Annotated in this window: 15 protein-coding genes; 8 read left to right on the forward strand and 7 right to left on the reverse strand. The window is 61.7% G+C overall.

Annotation, left to right across the window (positions count from 1 at the left end; genetic code table 11):
- Positions 1-16 precede the first annotated feature (16 nt).
- Both AB4O16_RS03665 and AB4O16_RS03670 read right to left on the reverse strand, forming a co-directional pair.
- Positions 17-4,414 carry a response regulator gene (locus AB4O16_RS03665; protein WP_460157016.1) on the reverse strand — a complete coding sequence of 1,466 codons (4,398 nt, stop codon included), beginning with the start codon at positions 4,412-4,414 and terminating at the stop codon, positions 17-19.
- Between the two features lie 51 nt (positions 4,415-4,465).
- Positions 4,466-5,623 carry an HD-GYP domain-containing protein gene (locus tag AB4O16_RS03670; protein ID WP_460157017.1) on the reverse strand — a complete coding sequence of 386 codons (1,158 nt, stop codon included), beginning with the start codon at positions 5,621-5,623 and terminating at the stop codon, positions 4,466-4,468.
- A gap of 273 nt (positions 5,624-5,896) precedes the next feature.
- Between AB4O16_RS03670 and AB4O16_RS03675 the strand changes: the two genes are divergently transcribed.
- From AB4O16_RS03675 to AB4O16_RS03695, 5 genes are all read left to right on the forward strand, one after another.
- A complete protein-coding gene (locus tag AB4O16_RS03675) occupies positions 5,897-6,598 on the forward strand; it encodes an EthD domain-containing protein (protein ID WP_160386330.1) in 702 nt (233 codons plus the stop codon).
- A gap of 173 nt (positions 6,599-6,771) precedes the next feature.
- Positions 6,772-8,184, forward strand: coding sequence for an NAD(P)/FAD-dependent oxidoreductase (locus AB4O16_RS03680; RefSeq protein ID WP_460158029.1), 1,413 nt, complete (start codon positions 6,772-6,774; stop codon positions 8,182-8,184).
- Between the two features lie 16 nt (positions 8,185-8,200).
- Positions 8,201-9,160: an alpha/beta fold hydrolase gene (locus AB4O16_RS03685; protein ID WP_460157018.1), complete on the forward strand. Its 960-nt coding sequence runs from the start codon at positions 8,201-8,203 to the stop codon at positions 9,158-9,160.
- A 162-nt stretch (positions 9,161-9,322) separates the two neighbouring features.
- Positions 9,323-10,144, forward strand: coding sequence for a hypothetical protein (locus tag AB4O16_RS03690; RefSeq protein ID WP_460157019.1), 822 nt, complete (start codon positions 9,323-9,325; stop codon positions 10,142-10,144).
- The gene (locus AB4O16_RS03695) at positions 10,141-13,128 is read left to right on the forward strand and encodes a beta strand repeat-containing protein (protein WP_460157020.1); all 2,988 of its coding nucleotides are present in this window, start codon (positions 10,141-10,143) and stop codon (positions 13,126-13,128) included. Before AB4O16_RS03690 ends, AB4O16_RS03695 begins: the two co-directional genes overlap by 4 nt.
- Before the next feature lie 189 nt (positions 13,129-13,317).
- Here AB4O16_RS03695 and AB4O16_RS03700 read toward each other — a convergent pair whose 3' ends face one another.
- The 5 genes from AB4O16_RS03700 to AB4O16_RS03720 all read right to left on the reverse strand — a co-directional run bounded on the left by AB4O16_RS03700 (position 13,318) and on the right by AB4O16_RS03720 (position 17,928).
- A complete protein-coding gene (locus tag AB4O16_RS03700) occupies positions 13,318-13,965 on the reverse strand; it encodes an amino acid ABC transporter permease (RefSeq protein ID WP_460157021.1) in 648 nt (215 codons plus the stop codon).
- A gap of 1 nt (position 13,966) precedes the next feature.
- On the reverse strand, positions 13,967-14,647 hold the full coding sequence (locus tag AB4O16_RS03705) for an amino acid ABC transporter permease (RefSeq protein ID WP_460157022.1): 681 nt from the start codon (positions 14,645-14,647) through the stop codon (positions 13,967-13,969).
- A 3-nt stretch (positions 14,648-14,650) separates the two neighbouring features.
- A complete protein-coding gene (locus AB4O16_RS03710) occupies positions 14,651-15,427 on the reverse strand; it encodes an amino acid ABC transporter ATP-binding protein (protein ID WP_460157023.1) in 777 nt (258 codons plus the stop codon).
- Positions 15,428-15,443: 16 nt separating this feature from the next.
- Positions 15,444-16,409, reverse strand: a complete 966-nt coding sequence (locus tag AB4O16_RS03715) for a substrate-binding periplasmic protein (protein ID WP_460157024.1) — start codon at positions 16,407-16,409, stop codon at positions 15,444-15,446.
- Between the two features lie 85 nt (positions 16,410-16,494).
- Positions 16,495-17,928: an amino acid permease gene (locus AB4O16_RS03720; protein ID WP_460157025.1), complete on the reverse strand. Its 1,434-nt coding sequence runs from the start codon at positions 17,926-17,928 to the stop codon at positions 16,495-16,497.
- 349 nt (positions 17,929-18,277) lie between these two features.
- Here AB4O16_RS03720 and AB4O16_RS03725 point away from each other — a divergent pair, with 349 nt between their 5' ends.
- Genes AB4O16_RS03725 through AB4O16_RS03735 form a run of 3 tightly spaced genes read left to right on the forward strand, consistent with a single transcriptional unit; the run spans position 18,278 to position 21,324 of the window.
- Complete coding sequence (locus AB4O16_RS03725) at positions 18,278-19,696, forward strand: aminotransferase-like domain-containing protein (protein ID WP_460157026.1); 1,419 nt, start codon at positions 18,278-18,280, stop codon at positions 19,694-19,696.
- A 4-nt stretch (positions 19,697-19,700) separates the two neighbouring features.
- The gene (locus tag AB4O16_RS03730; protein WP_460157027.1) at positions 19,701-20,945 is read left to right on the forward strand and encodes an NAD(P)/FAD-dependent oxidoreductase; all 1,245 of its coding nucleotides are present in this window, start codon (positions 19,701-19,703) and stop codon (positions 20,943-20,945) included.
- 28 nt (positions 20,946-20,973) lie between these two features.
- Positions 20,974-21,324: a RidA family protein gene (locus AB4O16_RS03735; protein ID WP_460157028.1), complete on the forward strand. Its 351-nt coding sequence runs from the start codon at positions 20,974-20,976 to the stop codon at positions 21,322-21,324.
- Positions 21,325-21,403: the final 79 nt, after the last annotated feature.

Raw genomic sequence — 21,403 nt, forward strand, 5'->3', positions numbered from 1 at the left:
TGATCCACCAACTTGATCAGGACAGGCTTTCCAGTAGCTCCAGCGCCTGATCGAAATCGAAGCACTGCGCTTGCTCGACAACCCGGTGCAACTGCTCGGCCATCTTCGGGTCCGAAGCCAGCCCCTGGAGTTTGAGCAAGGCCGTCAGGGCCTGGGTGTCGCTCTCGGCCAGCAGAGACCGGGTGTGGGCCAATTGCACATGCCATGCGCTGTCGAGTGGCGTGGTTGATGAGTCTGCGGACGATGTCGCTTCGCCGAGTACCGATAGTCCTTCCAGCACCGGTGTCAGGTGGCGTTCAACCTCCGCCAGCCGCTCGGCCAGCGCTTGCTCGGCGCCAGCGCTTTGGCACGCCTGCTCCAGCGCAGCGGCCGCGTTCGCCACTGCAACGGCACCAATGTTGCCCGCCGTGCCTCGCAAGGTATGGGCCAGCCTGGCAGCCGCCAAAGGATCGCCCGGGCCTCGGGCAGCGAGGAATTCGCTGCAAAAAGCCTGGTGGCTGGAGCGAAACTTGCGCAGCAGGCGCAGGTAGAGTTCAACCTTGCCCATGCAGGTGCCCAGGCCCGCTTTCAAATCAATACCGGGAAGGCTGGCGGGCAGGCTCGTCGCTGACGCCGTGGTGACCGGCGAAACTTCCGCCGACACCGCGCCACGGTCAGGACGCGGATGTATCCACTTGGCGATCGTGGCGAACATATCCTCGACGTTCAAGGGCTTGGAGATGTGGTCGTTCATGCCGCAGGACAGCGCCCGCTCACGGTCTCCCGCCATGGCGTTGGCCGTCATGGCGATCACCGGCAGGTTCGCCCAGCGTGGCTGCTCACGTATCTTGCGGGTCGCGGTATAACCGTCCATCACCGGCATCTGGCAGTCCATCAACACGCCATCGAAGTCGGCGTCACGCGCCAGTTGCTCAAGCGCTTCTGCGCCGTGAACGGCCAGACACAGCTCGATACCGGCGCTTTCCAGCAGTTCACAGGCGAGCTCGCGGTTCAGCTCATTGTCTTCCACCAACAGCAATCGCGCGCCACGCAGGCTGGCCATGGCGCTGGCGCTCTGACCGAGTCGTTCGCTGGTGCGGGTATCGGCCTGGGGTATCTTGCCGAGCACTGTGCCCAGCGCCTCAAGCAAAGTGGACGGCGTCACCGGTTTGGTCAGGACCACCGGCAGTTGAATGCCGTGCCGGCTGGCCACTTCACGAGCCTCCTCGCGACCGAACGCCGTGACCATGATCACCGACGGCGTTTGCGCCAGTTTGGCGGCACGCATCTGCCGTACCGTCTCCACACCATCCATGCCCGGCATGCGCCAATCCATCAGCACCAGATCATAGGGCAGTGTCTTCGCCTCAGCCTCCAGCAGCATGTCCAGTGCGGCCCGGCCACTGTGCGCGACGTCCACCTCCACGCCAAAGCTACGCGCCATGCTGGACAAGATCTCGCGCGCGCTGGCGTTGTCATCGACCACCAATACACGGCTGCCCAGCAACTCATCGGCAGTCACCATGCGCCGCAACTGGCTGTCGCGCTGCACGCCCAGGCTCACCTCGAAATGAAAAGTGGAGCCCTGGCCCGGCTCGCTCTCGACCCAGATGTGACCGCCCATCAACTCCACCAGATGCCGGGAGATGGCCAGGCCCAACCCCGTGCCACCATACTTGCGGGTGGTCGAGCTATCGGCCTGGCTGAACGGTTGAAACAGGCGCGAGCACTGTTCGGTGCTCATGCCAATCCCGCTGTCACGTACCCAGAAATGCAATTGCACCTGCTCTGCTGCCGAACCTCGCCGCTCTACTCCGAGCACGATCTCGCCCTGCTCGGTGAACTTCGTCGCATTGTTGCCCAGATTGATCAGCACCTGGCCGAGACGCAATGGATCGCCGATCAAGGCAGTCGGCAGTTCGGCATCGGTGCTGAACAGCAACTCCAGGCCTTTGTCCTCGGCTTTCAGTCCAATCATGCTGGCAAAGCCGTCGAGCACGTCCTCGAGGTGGAAGGGAATGTGCTCCAGGTGCATCTTGCCGGCCTCGATCCTGGAGAAGTCGAGGATGTCGTTGATGATCACCAGCAGGTATTCCGCTGAACGATGGACCTTTTCGATGTAGTTGCGCTGGCGGTGGTCGAGTTCGGTTCGCAGTGCCAGGTAGCTCATGCCGATGATGGCGTTCATCGGCGTGCGGATCTCATGACTCATGGTGGCGAGGAAATTGCTCTTGGCCCGGGTCGCCTCTTCCGCGGCCTCGCGTGCGCGCTGCACCTCGGCCTCGGCGATCTTGCGCGCGGTGATGTCGAAGTACCAGTTGGCCCCCATGCCCCGCTCTCCCGGCGTCATCGCGACAGACGAAACCAGAACGTCGACGCGCCCGCCTGTGGCACGTTGCAGGGTCGTCTCGAAGTTCAGCACCGGACCTTGCGATGCCGCTTCAAGAAAGCGCTGGTGCGCCGCAGGGTCGACCCAGAACTGCCCCGGATCCACACCCTCGAGCTCAGCCAGACGCGTTCCGAACAAGCTGTCGAACTGCGGATTACAGTAGGTCGGACGGCCATCGACGTCTCTGATCACCATGGCCACCGGGCTGCTGTCCAGGACCGAGCGCAACTGTGCCTCGCTGGCCTTGAGTGCCGCCTGCAGATGACGGCGTTCGCTCACGTCACGCACCGATGCGCACACGCATGCACCACCCCCCTCCAGGCTCGGCAGGTGCGACAGGCTGATCTCTGCCGAGAACAGACTGCCGTCCTTGCGCACGCCTTGCAGGTCGTCGAGGTTGGCGCCCATCTGGCGGGTTTCGCCGTGGGCCATGAAGCCCTTGCGCAGTGCCACGTGGCGCCCTCGACTGGCCAACGGCACCAGGCGATCGATGGACTCGCCGAGCAGCTCGCCGGCGCTATAGCCGAACAGCTGATCCAGTTGGCGATTGGTGCGCAGGATTTGTCCTTCGGCATCCACCACCAGCATGCCGTCCGGCGCAGCTTCGATAATCCCGCGATACCAGGCCTCGGTCGCGCGCAACGCCGATTGCTGGGATTCGAGTGCTTGCGCCTGCTGCTCCAGTTGCAGCGCCTGTGCCGACATTTCATTGGCCTGGCGCCGGGTTTCGGCCAACAGGGTCTTGACCGCCTGATTACGCTCCAGAATCGCCATGGCCGCGGCCAAACGCGGGGTAGCTTCCTGCAACAGCAGCATTTCGCGCTCGCCCAAAGGTTCCAGGCCAGCCAGTTCGAGCACTCCCAGCAAGCGCTCGCCACGCACAATGGGTTGCAGTAGCAGGCAACGGGCCGGGACCTCGCCCAGCGGCGAGCGCAAGCGCCAGTATTGCTCCGGCATCGCCTGAAACTGACGTGGCAGGCGATCCACCGCGCACTGCCCCAGCAGGCCATCGCCGAACATGACTTGCGCCTCGGGTGGCCGCTCGGGATCGGTGGCATAACGCCCCATCAGCTGCAGCGTCCCGGCGTCCTCCTGTGCGCTGTACAGCACCCCTTGGCAAATTCCGTGCAGGCTCGCCAAACATTGCAGGAACACCTGCGCCAGTTCCTCCGGCGTTTCTGCCTGCTGCAGATCGACCTGCAATTGTGCGGTATGCGCCTTGATCCAGCGTTGACGCTCAAGCTGTTGGGACTCGGTCTGCAGTTTGGCGATGGCGCGCGCCAGGTCGCCCGTTTCGTTGTTCAGGTCGGTGTGGGGAATCGGTTGATCGAGCTGCCCCGAGGCCAAGTGATCGACCGCCACCCGCACCCGGTTGAGCGGATTGCGAATCGACTGGCTGACGACCCAGGACAACAGCAACGCCAGCGACAAGCCACCGAACAACAGTACATAAGTGAGCATGGTGCTGTGCTCGGCAAACTCGGCGATGTCCTTGGCCGTGTCGCGAATCGAGGCTTCCTTGATCTGGGCGATCGCATACAAAAGGGCGTCGGCCTGCTCGGCGATTTGCTGGAACTCGGTGCTGTTGAGCAACAACAGCGCCTTGCTCTGCTGGCCCTGATCGATCAACACGAAGGCCCGGTCGCTTTGGCCCTGCAATTGTTGCAGCAGCAGGTCGAATTCAGCCAGACGCGCCAGGTTTTCCGCACGCTTGAGGGTCACTTTTGCTTGGGCCACAGACTGCTGCAGGCGGTCTTGGGTATCACGCAACCGCTGCAGGGATTCGACGCGAATCTGTGCGCTGTCGGTGCCCACCGCGCGCTGCAATCCTTGCATCATTTGCGGCAGGAGCACCCGTGCTTCCTGCAGGTGCTCCATGCCGACCAGTTCCTGCAGATAGAGGTTCTGCATGTCCTGCTTCAGCGATTGCTGGGTACGCAGGCTTTGCACGCCGAGCACCAGCACCAACAGCAGCAGCGCAGCGAAACCAAGGATCAGTTTGTGAAGCAGCGCCAGGCGCTCAAGCAGGTTGCGCAATCGGGCCATGACTATCCTCAAGGACCTGGTGAAAACACTGACAAAGGGGTAACAGCGGGTTCACGGAGTCTGGCCGGTACGCTCCAGGGCCGCCCGCTTGGCGGCCATGTCCTGATCGGTATCGACGAAACGCGCGGCAATGGTCTGGAACTGTTCAACGCAATCGAGGAAGGCATCGCAGACGTCCGGATCGAAGTGCGTTCCTCGCCCCTGACGAATGATCTCGACTGCCTGCCCATGGGGCATCCCCGATTTATAGACCCGACGGCTGATCAACGCGTCATAGACGTCCGCCACTGCCATCAACCGGGCGCTGATGGGGATGTCGTCACCGGCCAGCGCTTGGGGATAGCCGCTACCGTCCCACTTCTCCTGGTGACTGTAGGCAATTTCCTTGGCCAGGCTGAGGAACTCGGCGCGAATGCCAAGTTGGTCCTCGGCATGCTGGATGGCGTCACGCCCAAGCGTCGTATGAGTCTTCATGATTTCGAACTCTTCCTCGGTGTAGCGTCCCGGCTTGAGCAGGATATGGTCGGGAATGCCGATTTTGCCGATGTCGTGCAGCGGCGCCGACTTGAACAGCAAGGCGATGGTGTCGTCGGTAAGAAAATGACTGAAACGCGGATGATCACGCAGATGCTCGGCCAGCACCTTGATGTAGTGCTGGGTCCGCCGGATATGGTTGCCCGTTTCGTTATCGCGAGTCTCGGCCAGTGAAGCCATGGCCTGGATGGCCACATCCTGGATCGCACTCACCTCGCGGGTCCGGCGTGCCACTTCCTTTTCCAGATAGTCGTTGTGATCACGCAGGAATGCTTGAGCGGCCTTGAGCTTGAGCTGGGTATCCACCCGCGCCAGGACCAGCGCCGGCCTGATCGGTTTGGTGATGTAGTCGACGGCGCCCAGCTCCAGGCCAAGGATCTCGTCTTCGGTGGCGGCCATGGCCGTCAGAAAGATGATCGGGATATCGCGGGTACGCGGGTCGCGCTTTAGCTGCTGCGCCACCTCATGGCCCGATAGCCCAGGCATCATCACATCAAGCAGGATAAGGTCCGGAAGCGTGTCGCCCTGAAGTACGCGTAGAGCCTTTTCACCGCTGTTGGCGGCCTTGACCCGGTAGCGATCCTTGAGCAGATCAGTCATCAGCATCAGGTTATCGGGTGTGTCATCGACCACCAGGAGGGTCGGCGGGCTGTAATGACTCTGTTGTGCACTCATGGCGCAGGCTCCCTTGCCCGAAATAGACGCTCCAAGGCAACACTTCTGACTGCCGCCCCAGCGCACGAAAGCTTAGCTGCAGGGCTGCCCGACGTCGAGCGTGGCCATTACCCCCTCATTGTTGGTCAATAGTCTGTTTGAGGTATTACCGGGGGCTGACCTTGATTGACTATGGCGCCAGAGGGTTTCCCGCATGCGGGCCAGACCATTCGGACGGACCAGGCAGCACGACGGCGGGTCCAGCCATCAACCGCAACGAGGAGCTCGATAGCGATGGAAAAAGTCATCTACCTGCTGTGGCGTGATACTCAAGTCAGTCCTGCTACCTTCGCCCACCGCCTGCGCAGTGAGGTCGCCGGGCAATTGCAGGCACTCGGTGCCCGTGGCGTGCAATTGAACCTGTGCGACGCACATGTGCAGCCTGCAGCCGGCCTGCGCCAGGAAAACAACCGACCATTGCCCGATGGCAGCCTGTCGCTGTGGCTGGACAGTGCCAACGGCCCGGCACGTCGCCCTTTCGATGACGTGATCAATGCGGTAACGGCGCGCATGGCCGCCTACCTGGTCTGCGAATCGGTGGCCATCGCCAATACGCGCTTCCCCGCGACGCCCGGTGAGCGTACCCACGGGTTTGCCCAGCTGGCCCTGCTGACCCGCCCGCCACGCCTGACCCCCGAGGCCTGGCTGGATATCTGGCGCAACCATCACACAGCGGTGGCCGTGGATACCCAAGACAACTTCCAGTACGTGCAAAACCTGGTGGTGCTGGCACTGACCCACGGCGCCCCACGGATCGATGCCATAGTCGAAGAATGTTTTCCGCCGGCAGCCATGACCGATCCCCAGGCCTTTTTCGATGCAGTGGGCGACGATGCGAAATTCCAGCGCAACCTGGCCACGATGATGGACAGCTGCAGCCGCTTCCTTGATTTCGACAAGATCGACGTGCTGCCCACCAGCCAGTACTGCCTGTAGGCGCGGCAGATCGAAGCCCGGATACGCCAGTCCGGGCCCTTGATTATCGAGACTGCAGCGCTTTGCGCATGAAAACCTTCCATCGGTTGTGCTCGTGATACGCATTCGTTCTATTGGGCCGGGTATTGCTAGCTACTCTACTCAGGTCGAGGGGGGACGAAAGGCACATGCATATGGAAGAAAATCTGATCGAAACCGACTATCTGGTCATCGGTGCTGGCGCGATGGCCATGGCTTTCGTCGATACACTGCTCAAGGAAACGACAGCACACATCGTGATCGTGGATCGACACGACCGGCCTGGCGGGCACTGGAACGATGCCTACCCTTTCGTGCGGCTGCACCAACCCTCGGCCTTTTATGGCGTCAACTCACGCGAACTGGACAACGCAACGAAACACCCTGCGAAACTGAACGAGGGCTTGCACGAGATGGCCTCCGGCGCCGAGGTGTTGAGCTACTTCGACCAGGTGATGAACCAGCAGTTTTTGCCGTCAGGTCGAGTCCGTTACTTCCCCATGTGCAACTACACCGGCGATCGCCTTGACGACCACCGCTTTGCCTCGCTGGTCAGCGGCACACGCCATCGGGTGCGGGTGCACAAAAAGCTGGTCGACGCCACCCACACCCAGACGGCAGTTCCCTCGACCCACCCGCCCAGGTTCAGGGTGGAGCCCGGCGCGCAATGCGTGCCACCCAACCACCTGCCGAAGATCGAGCACCCACACGCGGGCTACGTTGTGGTGGGAGCGGGCAAGACCGGGATCGACGCTTGCCTGTGGCTTCTGCAAAACGCTGTCGAGCCGGCAAAAATCTGCTGGATCATGCCGAGCGATCCATGGCTGATCGACCGGGCCAACCTGCAACCCGGCCTCGATAACTTCGAACGAACCATCGGCGGCCTCACGGCACAATTCGAGGCCATCGCGGCCGCTGACTCGATCCCTGACCTGTTCGCCAGGCTTGAGGCGTCCGGCCAGTTGCTGCGCCTGGACACGTCGGTCGAACCCACGGCTTATCGCTGCGCCACCGTCACCCAGACAGAACTGCGCGAGCTGCGGCGCATCGACAACATCGTGCGCCTGGGCAAGGTGCAGGTGATCGAGCCAACGCGCATCGTGCTCGATCAGGGCAGCATCGCCACCCGCCCGGATGCCCTGCACATCGACTGCAGCGCCAGTGCCATCCCGTCACTGCCCGAGATGACGGTGTTCGAGGCGAGCAAGATCAACCTGTTGATGATCAGCAGCTGCCAACCCTTGTTCAGCGCGGCCCTGATCGCTTATGTCGAAAGCCACCTGGCCGATCAGGCGCAAATGAACGCGCTGTGCACCATGGTCCCCCCGCCTCACCTCCCCACGGACTGGCTCAGGATGTGGGCGGTCAACCTGGGTAACCAACTACGCTGGGCAGAGCGCGAAGACCTGACCCGCTGGATCAGGCAGTCGCGCCTGTATTTCCTGACCTCGGTGGTCAGGGGCTTGAAAGAAACCGACACCGGCAAACTGGCTCAGCTGCATCGGCTCTCTGTCTGCAAGCAGCAGGCGCTGGTGAATCTGCCACGGTTGCTGGAGTCCATCGCTTGATTTGCAGGAAGCACACATGAACGAGCCCCACCTGGAAATACTCGACATCAACGGCATCCGCATGCAGATAGCGTCCCAGGGTTCAGGGCCGTTGGTGCTGCTATGCCACGGCTTCCCGGAGCTGTGGTATTCGTGGCGCCATCAGCTCGCTGCGCTGGCGGGGGCCGGTTATAGAGCGGTCGCGCCCGACATGCGCGGCTATGGCGGCACGCAAGCCCCCGCCGAGCCTGACGCCTACACCACCCTGCACCTGGTCGGCGACATGGTGGAGCTGGTCAACGCACTCGGCGAACGGCAAGCCGTGATCGTCGGTCATGACTGGGGCGCACTGGTGGCCTGGAGCGCAGCCATGATGCGACCCGACATGTTCCGCGCAGTGGTCGGCATGAGCGTGCCCTTCTCGCCGCCGGGCCGTGTGGAACTCCTGAGCGCGCTGGCCTCGCGGGGTATCAGCGACTTCTATATCCAGTATTTCCAGACACCGGGTGTGGCCGAGGCCGAACTGGAAAGGGATGTCGAGTCGTCGCTGCGGCGGATCTACTTCAATGGCTCGGGTGACGGGCCCGACTGGCCTGTGTTCGGCCAGTTGCTGCCGGGCAAAGGCTTCCTGGGACGGATGATCGAGCCCGACACCTTGCCGGCCTGGCTGAGCCTCGACGACATCGCCTACTACACCCGCGAATTCACCCGCAGCGGATTTCGCGGCGGCTTGAACTGGTACCGCAACATGACACGCTCATGGGCACTGCTGGCGCCCTGGCGCGACTGCATCATCCGCCAGCCGTCGATGTTCATTGCCGGAAGCCGCGACGGCGTACTGAAGTTTCCGGGCTCCGCGCGGCAGATCGAAGCCTTCGCGCAGACACTGCCAGGACTGCGCGGCTGCCATATCCTTGAAGAGGCCGGTCACTGGATACAACGAGAACGCGCGACAGAGGTGAATGAACTGCTACTGGGCTTCCTGAAGGAACTGTGATCAGGCGGTCACAGCGGCCCCAACCCTAACAGCAATAGGCCACTATGCTGTTTCAGTGCATCTCTATAAAGTGTCCTGCACGATTCAAACCCGTCCGGCAGCGTTCAGTGAACACGCCATTGCCTGGGCTCCACCTGCTACCTGGAAGAAAGGAAATCAACTTTGGCCACAGTCATCGGCACAACGGAAAACGATAACCTCTCAGGGACAAGTGGACCTGACAGCATGACGGGCGCCGCAGGAAACGACACCCTCGACGGCGGCGCGGGCCAGGATACGGCTATCTATACGGGCAACGCCGGCGACTACCGTTTTGGATGGAGCAACGGCCAGCTGACGATCACCGACCTGAATGTCGCTGATGGCGATGAGGGTACCGATTACCTGCGCAATATCGAAAGCCTGCAATTCGCCGACAGGGTTCTGAGCGTCAAGGCGGGCGGTGAAAGCCGGGTCAGTACGCTGACGCCGATGACTGTGGACAGTATCTCCATTACCGGACTGGCCGACGGTGGGTGGCTGGTGTCCATGCAGTCCTCTGATTCGGGCGATATTTTAATCCAACGTTACAGTGCAGCAGGCGAGAAGCTGGGCGATGAGATTACTGTCGCGCCTTTGAATTCGCTATACGCTCAGCAAAATTCCGATGTCGCCGGGCTGGCTGACGGTGGCTGGGTGGTTACCTGGTTCTACACTGGGGGGAGTGGTGACATCTATGCCCGGCGGTTCAGCGCGGCTGGTGATCCCATGGGCGATGAATGGCGCGTCAATACCCACACGGTTGAAAGCCAGGACAGCCCGGCTGTTACAGCACTGAATGACGGTGGTTGGCTGGTGGTATGGATGTCCCGGGACGTCGCTGGCAATAACTTCACGATCGAGTCCCAACGCTATAACGCAGCGGGCACGGCTGTGGGGGGGGGGAAACCCAGGTCAACACGACGACTGGGGATAATCAGATCGTACACGGCAGCTCTGACGTGACGGCCCTGAAGGACGGTGGCTGGCTGGTGACCTGGCATGCGACTCACCCGGGCGACAACCTCTTCGATATTTATGCCCAGCGTTACGATGCAACAGGTAACAGGGTAGGCAGCGAAACTCAGGTAAACACCAATACGCTGAATGACCAGTACTTTCCTGCGGTCACGGCCTTGAACGATGGTGGCTGGCTGGTGAGCTGGTCATCCTTCAGCGTAGCTGCCAATGGTAGCGATATCTACTTCCAGCGCTATAACGCCAATGGTCAGGCGGTCGGCGGTGAAACCCACGTCATAAACAGCCCTGACTATGCCACTCAGTCTCAGAGTTTCTCCGATGTAACGGCATTGGCTGATGGCGGCTGGGTGGTGACCTGGGAAGCGGGCGGCGCGCAGGATGGCAGCGATATGGCTATCTATGCCCAGCGCTACAATGCCGCGGGCCAAACCGTCGGTGGCGAAACGCTGGTCAACACCACCACCGACGGCTATCAGGTTGTCGCCAAGGTCACGTCTCTGGAAGACGGCGGCTGGGCGGTGACTTGGGTGTCTCAAGGACAGTCCAGTCATGTCAATGACGGTGTCCATGTCCAGCGCTTCAGTGCCGATGGCACCGCGGTACGGCTGGAGGTCACTGGCGGGAGCGCTGATGACACGCTGAACGGTCAGGGCAACATGCTGCTGGCCGGGGGCGCTGGCAATGATACTTATGCAGTGGGCGACAGCCTGATTCAACTTCGTGAAGAGCTGGGTGCCGGCACTGACACGGTCAAGTCGGCGGTGAGCTGGGTGCTGGGGGCCAACCTGGAGAACCTGACGCTTACCGGAACTTCGGCGATCAATGGCACCGGTAACGGCCTCGCCAACACGCTGACCGGTAACGCTGCCGCCAACACGCTCAATGGCGGTGCCGGCGCCGATGTGATGATCGGCGGCCTGGGCAATGACATCTACTACGTCGACCATGCCAGCGACGTGGTCAGCGAAACCTCCGCCGCCGGCGGCGTCGACACCGTCGTTTCCAGCGTCAGCCGCACCCTCGGCAACTACCAGGAGAACCTGACCCTCACGGGCAGCGCAGCGCTCACAGGCACCGGTAACGATCTCGCCAACACACTGACCGGCAACGCCGCCACCAATCACCTCTACGGCGGTGCCGGCAATGACTTTTTGAATGGCGGCGCAGGCGTCGACAGGATGACGGGGGATGATGGTTCCGACATCTACTACGTCGACAACGCGGCTGACGTCGTGGTTGAAACCAATGCCACGGCCAGCACCGGCGGCAGCGACACGGTCTACAGCTTTCTCAACGCCTACACCCTCGGTGCCAACGTCGAGAACGGGCGCGTCCTCGCCACCGGGATCGCCGGCCTGACGGGTAACGGCCTCGACAACACCCTCTATGCCGGGGTCGGCAACAACGTCCTCAATGGTGGTACCGGCGTCGACACCGCCTCCTACATCTATGCCGCCAGCGCAATCACCGCCAGCCTGGCCGTGACCACGGCCCAGGCCACCGGCGGCTCGGGCGCCGACACCCTGATCGCTATCGAAAACCTCACTGGTTCCAGCTACGACGACACGCTCACGGGCAACGCCGCCGCCAACCTGCTGAGCGGTGGTGCCGGAAACGATACGCTCGCCGGTGGTGCGGGCAATGACATCTTGAATGGCGGCACTGGCGCCGACGGCATGACCGGCGGCGATGGCTCCGACATTTTCTACGTCGACAACGCCAGCGACGCCGTGGTTGAAACCAATGCCACGGCCAGCAGCGGCGGCAGCGACACGGTCTACAGCGCTCTCGGCGCCTACACCCTCGGCGACAATGTCGAGAACGGTCGCATCCTCGCCACCGGGGTCGCCGCCCTCACGGGCAACGGCCTCAACAACACCCTCTACGACGGGACCGGCAACAACGTCCTCGATGGCGGCACCGGCGTCGATACGGCGTCCTGGCTCTATGCCGGCAGTGCCGTCAGCGTCAGCCTCGCCGTGACCACGGCCCAGGCCACCGGCGGCTCGGGCTCAGACACCCTGATCGCCATCGAAAACCTCACCGGCTCCAACTACAACGACACGCTCACGGGCAACGCCGCGGCCAACTTTCTGAACGGTGGCAGCGGTAACGATACCCTCGACGGGGGGGCGGGCAATGACGTTCTGGATGGCGGCGCAGGCGTTGACAGGATGACAGGCGGTGATGGCTCCGACCTCTACTACGTCGACAACGCGGGCGACGTCGTTATCGAAACCAATGCCACGGCCGGCACCGGCGGCAGCGACACGGTCTACAGTTCTCTCGGCGCCTACACCCTCGGCGCCAATGTCGAATACGGTCGGGTCCTCGCCACCGGGGCCGCCGCCTTGTCAGGCAACAGCCTCAACAACACCCTCTATGCCGGCGCCGGCAACAACGTGCTCAATGGCAGCACCGGCGTCGACACCGCCTCCTACCTCTATGCCGGCAGCGCCGTCACCGCCAGCCTGGCCGTGACCACGGCCCAGGCCACCGGCGGCTCAGGCTCGGACACCCTGCTGGGCATGGAAAACCTCACGGGCTCCAACTACAACGACACCCTCACGGGCAGCGCCGCCGCCAACCAGCTGAACGGCGGCGCCGGCAATGACATCCTGATCGGCGGGATGGGCAAGGATGTTCTCACCGGCGGCGCCGGCAACGACATCTTCGACTTCAACGCCGTCGCTGAAACGGGGCTGACCAGCTCCACCTGGGACATCATCAGCGACTTCGTCCAGGGAGCCGACAAGATCGATCTGTCGACGCTCGATGCCATCACGGCGACGGCCACCAATGAAGCCTTCACCTCGATCATCGGCAGTACCGCAGCCTTCAGTGCGGCCGGCCAGTTGAAGCTTTCTGGGGGCGTGCTCTACGGCAATACCGATGCCGACAGCGCCGCCGAATTCGCCATCCAGATAGTCGGACTCAACAGCGCGACCACGGCGGACTTTATACTTTAACTGGCGGTTCTGGCATCTGGCAGGCTCCATGATGACGATGTCCGGATCGAGTGTTGCCAGACACCGGCGTCTGCCGACGCTATTGAGCCGAAAGCGGCCACCGATGGTGATCTCTAGCGTTCTTTCCGGACCTCTACAGCTATCTGGTCGCCGAACTCGACAAGCTGCGGCTGGCCGCACAATGTAGAATCAATGCCTGGTTCTGCGTTCAAGCATGCGCACGGCAAGTGAAAGCGGATAACACAGTGCAAAGTAGATCGCGCCAACCAGGATGTAGATTTCCAGCGGCATGAAATACACCGAGCTCAAATCCTGCGCCCGCAGCATCAGGTCTGGCGCGGCGATCAGTGACGCCACCGAGGTATCTTTCAACAACGAGATCGCGACGTTGCCAATCGGCGCCAGCACGATACGGATGGCCTGGGGCAACACGACCCAACGCAGCACGTTGTGGCGTGCCATGCCGATCGCTTTCGCCGCTTCCACCTGCCCTTTGGGCACAGCCTCCAACCCTGCACGGTAAATCTCTGCCAGGTATGCCGCAGCGTTCAGCCCCAGGCCGATCATGGCGGCCTGGAACGAGCTGAAATGAACGCCGATTTCGGTGAGGCTGAAATAGACGATGAACAACTGCACCAATGCTGGAGTGCCACGAAACAGCTCGATGTAGTAGAGCGCCGCACGCCTCATTGCCCGGTTACCGGACAGTCGTGCCAGCGCCACCAGCAAACCGACGATCAAGCCGATGACCAACGCCCCGAACGCCAACTGAAGCGTGGCCCAGGCGGCCGCCAGCAATTCGACATGGGTCGCGCCCCACAACTCGCCATAGCCCATATCAATTCTCCTTGACGACTTTGAGACGGCGCTCGGTGCGCGCCGCCCAGTGGGAAAGCACCAGGCTGAGGATCAGGTAGATCGTCGCCAGCAAGAAGTAGATCAGGTTGGTCTGGTAGGTTTCGCTGACCAGCATTTTCGCCTTGAACGTCAGTTCCGGCACCGCCGCCGCAGACGCCAGGGACGTGTCCTTGAGCAGCCCGATGGCAAAGTTGGCCATCCCCGGAATCGCCACCTTGAACGCCTGCGGCAGCACGATCATGCGCATCGCCAATGACCGGGTCATGCCAATGGAAAACGCAGCTTCGCTTTGCCCACGGTCAATGGTGCGGATGCTCGAGCGAAAAACCTCCGACAGAATGGCTGCACCGTTCAGGCCGAAACCAATGATCGCCGCGCCAATTGCCGGCAACGTAATGCCGATATAGGTCAACCCGAAGTACAGAATGAACAGTTGAGTCAGGATCGGTATGTTGCGGAAAACCTCCAGGTACAGACTGGCGATCAGGCTCAAGATGCGGCTGCGCGAAAGTCGCATCAACGCCAGGCAAAAACCCAGCAGTGCCGCCACTGCAAACGCAGCAGCGGTCAAGCCGATGGTGGTCAGCGCACCGATTCCCAGCACGTTCAAAAAGTACGGCAGCATCTCGATGGCTTTGTTCAGCGCAGTGGTATCGAACATCGATCAATGCTCCTGCACGGCGCGAATGAAGGAGCGGGTGCGTTCGATCTGGCTCTCGCGGAAGATCTGCCGCGGCGGTCCCTGTTCGACGATGTTGCCGTCGGCCATGAAGATCACCTGATCGGAGACGCTTTCGGCAAAACGCATTTCGTGGGTCACGATGATCATCGTCATGCCCTCCTCCGCCAGCCTGCGCATGACGCCCAGCACTTCCCCGACCAACTCCGGGTCCAGCGCCGAGGTGGCCTCATCGAACAGCATCAGCTTGGGTTTCATCGCCAGCGCCCGGGCGATGGCGATCCTTTGCTGCTGCCCACCCGACAGTTGCTCGGGAAATGCATCGCGCTTGGCGAACATGCCGACCTTGTTCAGCAGGTCCTCGGCCAGCTCCACCGCTTCGGCGCGATTGCGCTGTTGGACCTTGAGCGGGCCGAGGATGATGTTTTCCAGTACCGAGAGGTGCGGGAACAGATTGAAACGCTGGAACACCATGCCGATTTCGGCGCGCATCCGCGCCAGCTCCTTGTCGCTCATGGGCACTTTTCGAGTGCCCGCCAGACGCTGGCCGATCAGCTTGTCATCGATGTAGATGTTGCCTTGGGTCGGTTCTTCGAGATAGTTGACGCAGCGCAGCAAAGTGGTCTTGCCCGAGCCACTGGGGCCGATCAGCGAGATCTTCTGGCCTTGCTGCACATTGAGGTCGATGCCTTTGAGAACATCCAGGGTACCGAAGGACTTGTGCAGCCCCTCGATGCGTACCAGGGGGGTTGATTCAGCCATGAACTATGTCCTCGACTCAGGCAAAGGCCTGACTGAAATCACGCGGTGGGTGCTCGAATGGCCCGATGAGGTTGCCCTTCTCGTCGCGGTCCACGCCGATGCGCGGATTTTTGGCCGGTGGCACGAGATAGTCCGGGTTCTTGATACCGTACCTGGCAAGGACCGGCTTGATCTGATCCGTTGCCTTCAACCAGCGCAACCCCTGGTTCACGCCATCGAACAAGTCCTGGTTCTGCGGATGAACCCCCCAGATCGCCTCGAACTTGGCGGTCAGGCTGGGGAACTTCTCATCGTAGGCCATGGGGATCTGCTTGAGCTTGAGGCTGGGGTCCTGAAGGATCATGTAGTCGATGGTCGGCGCATCCAGTACGGCAAAATCCAGGCGCCCGGCGCGCACGTCACGCAGGCAGGAGTCGGTGTTGTCGTAGAGCTTGACCTCCTTCACGCCCTCGATTTTCTTCATGTCGGGGATGGTGAAATAACCGGTGATGGCGCCGATGGTACGGCCCTTCACATCGTTGACCGCGATCGAGGTATCGAACGGCTCGCTGTCGCGCATGATCACGTAGGCACCGGTGTAGAACACGGGGTCAGTCAGCAGCAGGATTTTCGAACGCATCGGGTTCCAGGCGAAGTTGCCGCCGAACCAGTCGGCACGTCCCGATCTCACCGCTTCAACCACCGCCGGGAAGCCCATGGTCAGTACATCGAGCTTGAGTTCGAGGCGGTCGGCAATCAGCTTGAGCAACTCCAGATCAGTGCCGACCGGCACACCTTCACGCAGCGCGCCCAAGGGCATGTCGCCCAGGCACGCTGCCGTCAGGTAGCCGGGGCGCACGGTCTTGATCGGCTGACCGGCCCCGAAAGCGCAAGACATCGGCCCCAGTGCGCCGCCCACCAACGCCGCCAGCGAACCATAACCCGTGGCCTTGAGCAGCCCGCGGCGGGAAAAACCCTGGGTATCAAACTTGAAGTCGGACATAGATCACCTATAGGCAAATATTATTGTTTTGACCGGTACAAGCTTTACAACTCAACCACCGTCCGTGGCTCGATGTCCCTGTGATTCATGACCGTGCCGGCAGTCCCGCGAGGATGTCGATGGCATTGACAGGCGGCTTGTTGGCCTGCGTGCGTCGGCGCTTGAGTATCAGATAGGCAGCGGACACAACACCGAGGCTGACGAGGCTGGCCAGGAACTGCGTACGCAAGGATTCCTGAAACGCCATGGCCACCAAAACACCCGCAATCACTGCCACCACAGCATAGGAGAGCCACGGAAACAGCCACATCCTGAGGGTCAGCCGCGCCGGTGCCGCAGCCTCCACCTGACGACGCACCCTGATCTGCGCCAACGCCACCGCCAGGTACACAAACAGCATCACCGCACCCGACGCGTTGACCAGGAACAGGAACACGCCTTCAGGAGAAATGATCGCTGCCATGATGGCGATGTAGCCGATCACACTGCTGAGCAGTACGGCGGCCCGGGGCACTTTGCGCCCGGTCAGCACCGACAGTTTCGCGGGCGCGTCACCGCGCTGACTGAGGCCGAACAGAATCCGCGAAGACACATACAAACCTGAGTTCAGCGCCGACAGCACGGCCACCAGCACCACCGCTTGCATGATCATTGCCGCACCCGGAATGCGCATGACCTCCAGCGCCGCAACGAACGGTGAATGACCGGCGACGATCTGGCCCCACGGCACCACGCAGACAATCAGGAATATCGAACCGACATAAAAGGTGATGACGCGGAAGATCACCGAACGAGTCATGTTCGCCACGTTCTTCGAAGGGTCGTCGGATTCGGCGGCGGCAATCGTCGCGATCTCGGCGCCACCGACGGCGAAAATCACCGTCGGCACGCCGGCCAGGATCGCACTCACGCCGTAAGGCATGAACCCGCGGTCATTCACCAGATTGCCCAGCAGAGCGCTGGTGCTCGGCGCGAACCCGAACAGGTAGGCACCGACGACAAAGATGAAGACGATGATTGCGAAAACCTTCAATGAAGCGAACCAGTACTCGAACTCGCCATAGGATTTCACCGACAGGCAATTGATGGCGGTCATGACGGCCAGCAGGGTCAGGCCGATCATCCAGGCCGGCAGCGGTATCCACTGTTCGAGGATATTGGCGCCGACCACCGCTTCCACCGCCACCACGATCACCCAGAAATACCAGTACAACCAGCCACTGGTGAACCCGACCCAATTGCCCAGGCCGATCCGCGCGTATTCGGTAAAGGAACCCACGCCGGGCAACGCCACGGCCATTTCACCGAGCATGCGCATGACCAGCATCACCACAATGCCGGCAGCGAGATAACTGAGAAACGCGGCAGGCCCGATCGCCTGAATCGTTGCGCTACTGCCGACAAACAGTCCGGCACCAATGATCCCGCCCAGGGAGATCATGGTGATATGGCGCTGACGCAGGGCCCCGCTGAGGCGTTGTTGGCCGGGTTTTGTCTTGCTTGGCTGAGCGTTGCTCATCGGAGGACCTCCGCTGCGGTGGATAGGGTCGATCGACCGGATAAATTCATCGAAAACTTTGCGCGTGGGGTACAACTCACCGGATACTCTGTGCCGCCCACTATCAGGGACAAGAGTCGGTGGTGTCGGGTCGCCAAGGCTGAGCCCGGCTGGAATGTTTCATAAGTCATGTGCTTACCCGTTTGGGCTGATCATGGCAGCCATTTTCTTATTGTGTTGCATGACAAGCATTACAACTCACACACTAATCACGGTTTTTTAGCTTGTCAATGGGCTTTGTATCGGATAAAAAGCAATACAAATTTGCTTATTGTCTGGCTTAAAGCATGACAAGCAGGGATAAAGCACCATGAGTCAATTCGAACAACTGCTGGACGAACTCAAAGCCAGCGCGGCGTTGCAACGTGACAAGGCAGAAACCCTTTACGCCCAACTGGCCGAATCACTGGCCGAAGCGATTGGCAACGGCAAGCTCAAGCCGGGTGAACGTCTGCCACCCCATCGCGATTTCGCCAGCGCACTGGGGGTGAACATCACCACGGTGACCAAAGCCATGGCGGTGCTGCAGCAAAAAGGCCTGGTGGAAAGTCGTCCGGGACGCGGTACCCAAGTCGCACAGCCTCGGCATCCGGCGGCGCAGTTTCAGTCGGCCCCCAGTAATGACCCGGGCACCGTCGACCTGAGCGTCAACCGCCCCGCCACCCATGGCTTCAATCGGGTGTTGGCGCAGCTGTTGCCGCGCCTTGCCAGTGATCCGCGCTTTGTGGACATGAAGGACTATCACCCGTCCGAAGGTCCGCTTTGGGCTCGTGAAGCTGCAGCGCAATGGCTACGCCACACCGGTGTCGATGCCCAGGCCTCGCAGATGCTGATCTGCGAAGGCGCCCAGCACGGGATCGCCAGCACCTTGCGCAGCTTGACCAACAGCGGCGATACCGTGCTGGCCGACAGCGTCACCTATCAAGGCATCAATGCGTTATGCCGCTCGTTGGGCCTGATCCTTGTCGGCGTCGATGCCGATGAGCGAGGCATGTCTCCACGAGCCCTGCGCCAGGCCTGCGCCGAACACCAGCCACGTCTGTTGTTTCTGGTGCCGTCGATCCATAACCCGACCGCCATCACCCTCGATGCCGAGCGCCGTAAAGAGCTGGCGACGGTCATTCGCGAAACCCGCCTGCTGGTCATCGAAGACGACGTCTATCGTCCCCTGCTGGACAAGTCGCCGCCGCCTTTCGCCGCGCTGATGCCGGAGCGCACGATCTATATCTCGGCCCTGTCCAAATGCATCGCACCGGGTCTGCGCATGGGTTTTGTCATGGCCCCGCAACCCTTGGTGCAAGACATCGCTGCCATGCAGCGCATCGACTGTTGGAGCACCTCGCCACTGACGGCGCTGATTGCCGCCCGGTTGATCGAGGACGGTCATGCCGAGCAACTGGTCTCGGAACAGCGCGAAGAACTGCGCATCCGCCAGGCGCTGCTGGCCACGCACCTTGAAGGCCTGGAGTTCCAGCACAGCGCCACCGGCACCCACGCCTGGCTGGTGCTGCCGGAACCCTGGACCGGCTCGCGTTTCGCCCGCCTGTGTCAGGACCGCGGTGTGGTGCTGCTTGCCGGTGGCGCCTTCACCTTGCGTCCGGAACTCTCGCCGCAAGCCGTACGAATCAATATCTCCGCTGCCCTGTCACGCGAGCAGTTGATCAAAGCCTTGACCATCATCAGCCAATTGGCGCGTCAGGGTCACCTCCATATGCACAACCGGATCTGAGGACATGACACAACCCGTTCATTGCGAAATTGCCGTTATCGGTGCCGGCGTTGTCGGCGTTGCCACCGCACTCTGGCTACGCCGCCAGGGTTACCAGGTCTTGTTGTTGGAGCGCGATGCGATTGCCAGTGGCGCGTCCTACGGCAATGCCGGCACTCTGGCACCGTACGGCGTGATGCCCATTGCCCAGCCGTCGCTGCTGAAGGCGATTCCGTCACTGCTGTTTTCCAGGGAATCGCCCTTCGTCATCAACTGGGCACGGCTGCCAAGGTTGATGCCGTGGCTACTGCGGTTTCTCAATGAATGTCGCACTTCGCGTTGTGAGGCCAACACCCTGGCCCTGAGCAGGATTCTCCAGCACACCTACAGCGGTTATGCGCCGCTGCTGGCCGACGCTCCGCTGGCCGATCAGCATTTGCGCCACAACGGTTGCATCTACGCCTACGGCACCGGGCAAGGTTTGGCCGGCGCGCAATCGGCCATCGAATTGCGCCGCTCCCTGGGCATTGCCCAGCAAGTGCTGAGCGCGGCGGACATCGAGCAACTGGAGCCTGCGTTGGCAGGCAAAGCCGTCGGCGGCATCCTGTTTCCCGAGTCATCGCACATGGATGACCCGCGCGCTTTCATCGAAGCGTTGGCCGCGCCGCTGATCGCTGAAGGCGCATTGCATCAGGCGACCATCACCCAGTTACAACGCAAGAATGACGGCCTGTACCTGAACAGTGCCGAAGGCAACAGCTGGCGAGCCGACCGCGTCGTGCTGTGTGGCGGCGCCTGGTCCGCAGCACTCGCGCGGCAGGTAGGCGATCACATTCCACTGGATACCGAGCGCGGCTACCACATTGAATTCGACCTGCAAGACACCCTGCTCAACCGCCCCTGCTGCCCGGTGGAAAGTGCCTTCTACATGACGCCCATGGCGGGTCGCCTGAGAGTCGCGGGCACGGTGGAACTTGGCTCGATCAACGACCCGGCCAATCCGCAGCGCTTCGACTACCTGGAGCGACACGTACGCCGGGTCATGGGCCTGACCCAACCGGTCTCGCGCAAGTGGCTGGGATTTCGTCCTTCGCTGCCCGACTCGTTGCCGGTCGTCGGCCCATCGCCGAACGAACCGCGGTTGATCTACGCCTTCGGCCATCAGCACCTGGGCTTGACCCTGGCCGGAGCCACCGGCCAGTTGGTCGCCGACTGCATCGCCGGCAAGGCCCCGTCATGGCTGGACAGTTTTTCCGTACAACGCTTCTGAACAACGCCTTTTGACAGGAGAAACAAGGATGCAAACCATCGAGCGCAAACAGACCAAGCAGCGCATGAGCCAGATCGTCATCCACGGCGATACCGTGTATCTGGCCGGGCAAGTGGGAGAACCCCATCACGACGTTGCCGATCAGACCCGCGACGCACTGGCGCGGGTGGATGCCTTGCTCGAGCAGGCCGGCTCGTCCAGGCAACACCTGCTGCAGACCACCATCTGGCTGGCCGACATGGCGGACTTTGCCGCGATGAACGCCGTTTGGGATACCTGGGTTCCGGCGGGGCATGCGCCGGCCCGTGCCTGCGGCGAGGCGAAACTCGCCGATCCGGGCCTGCTGGTCGAGGTGATTGTCTGCGCGGCGAAGGGGTAGTTTTTTCGGCTTGCCGGCAGGCAGCAATCAGCGCGAATCGGCCACGGCATCAGTCCGGCTACGCCCCCGGGTTTTGCAG

Source organism: Pseudomonas sp. S2_H10 (assembly GCF_054668285.1).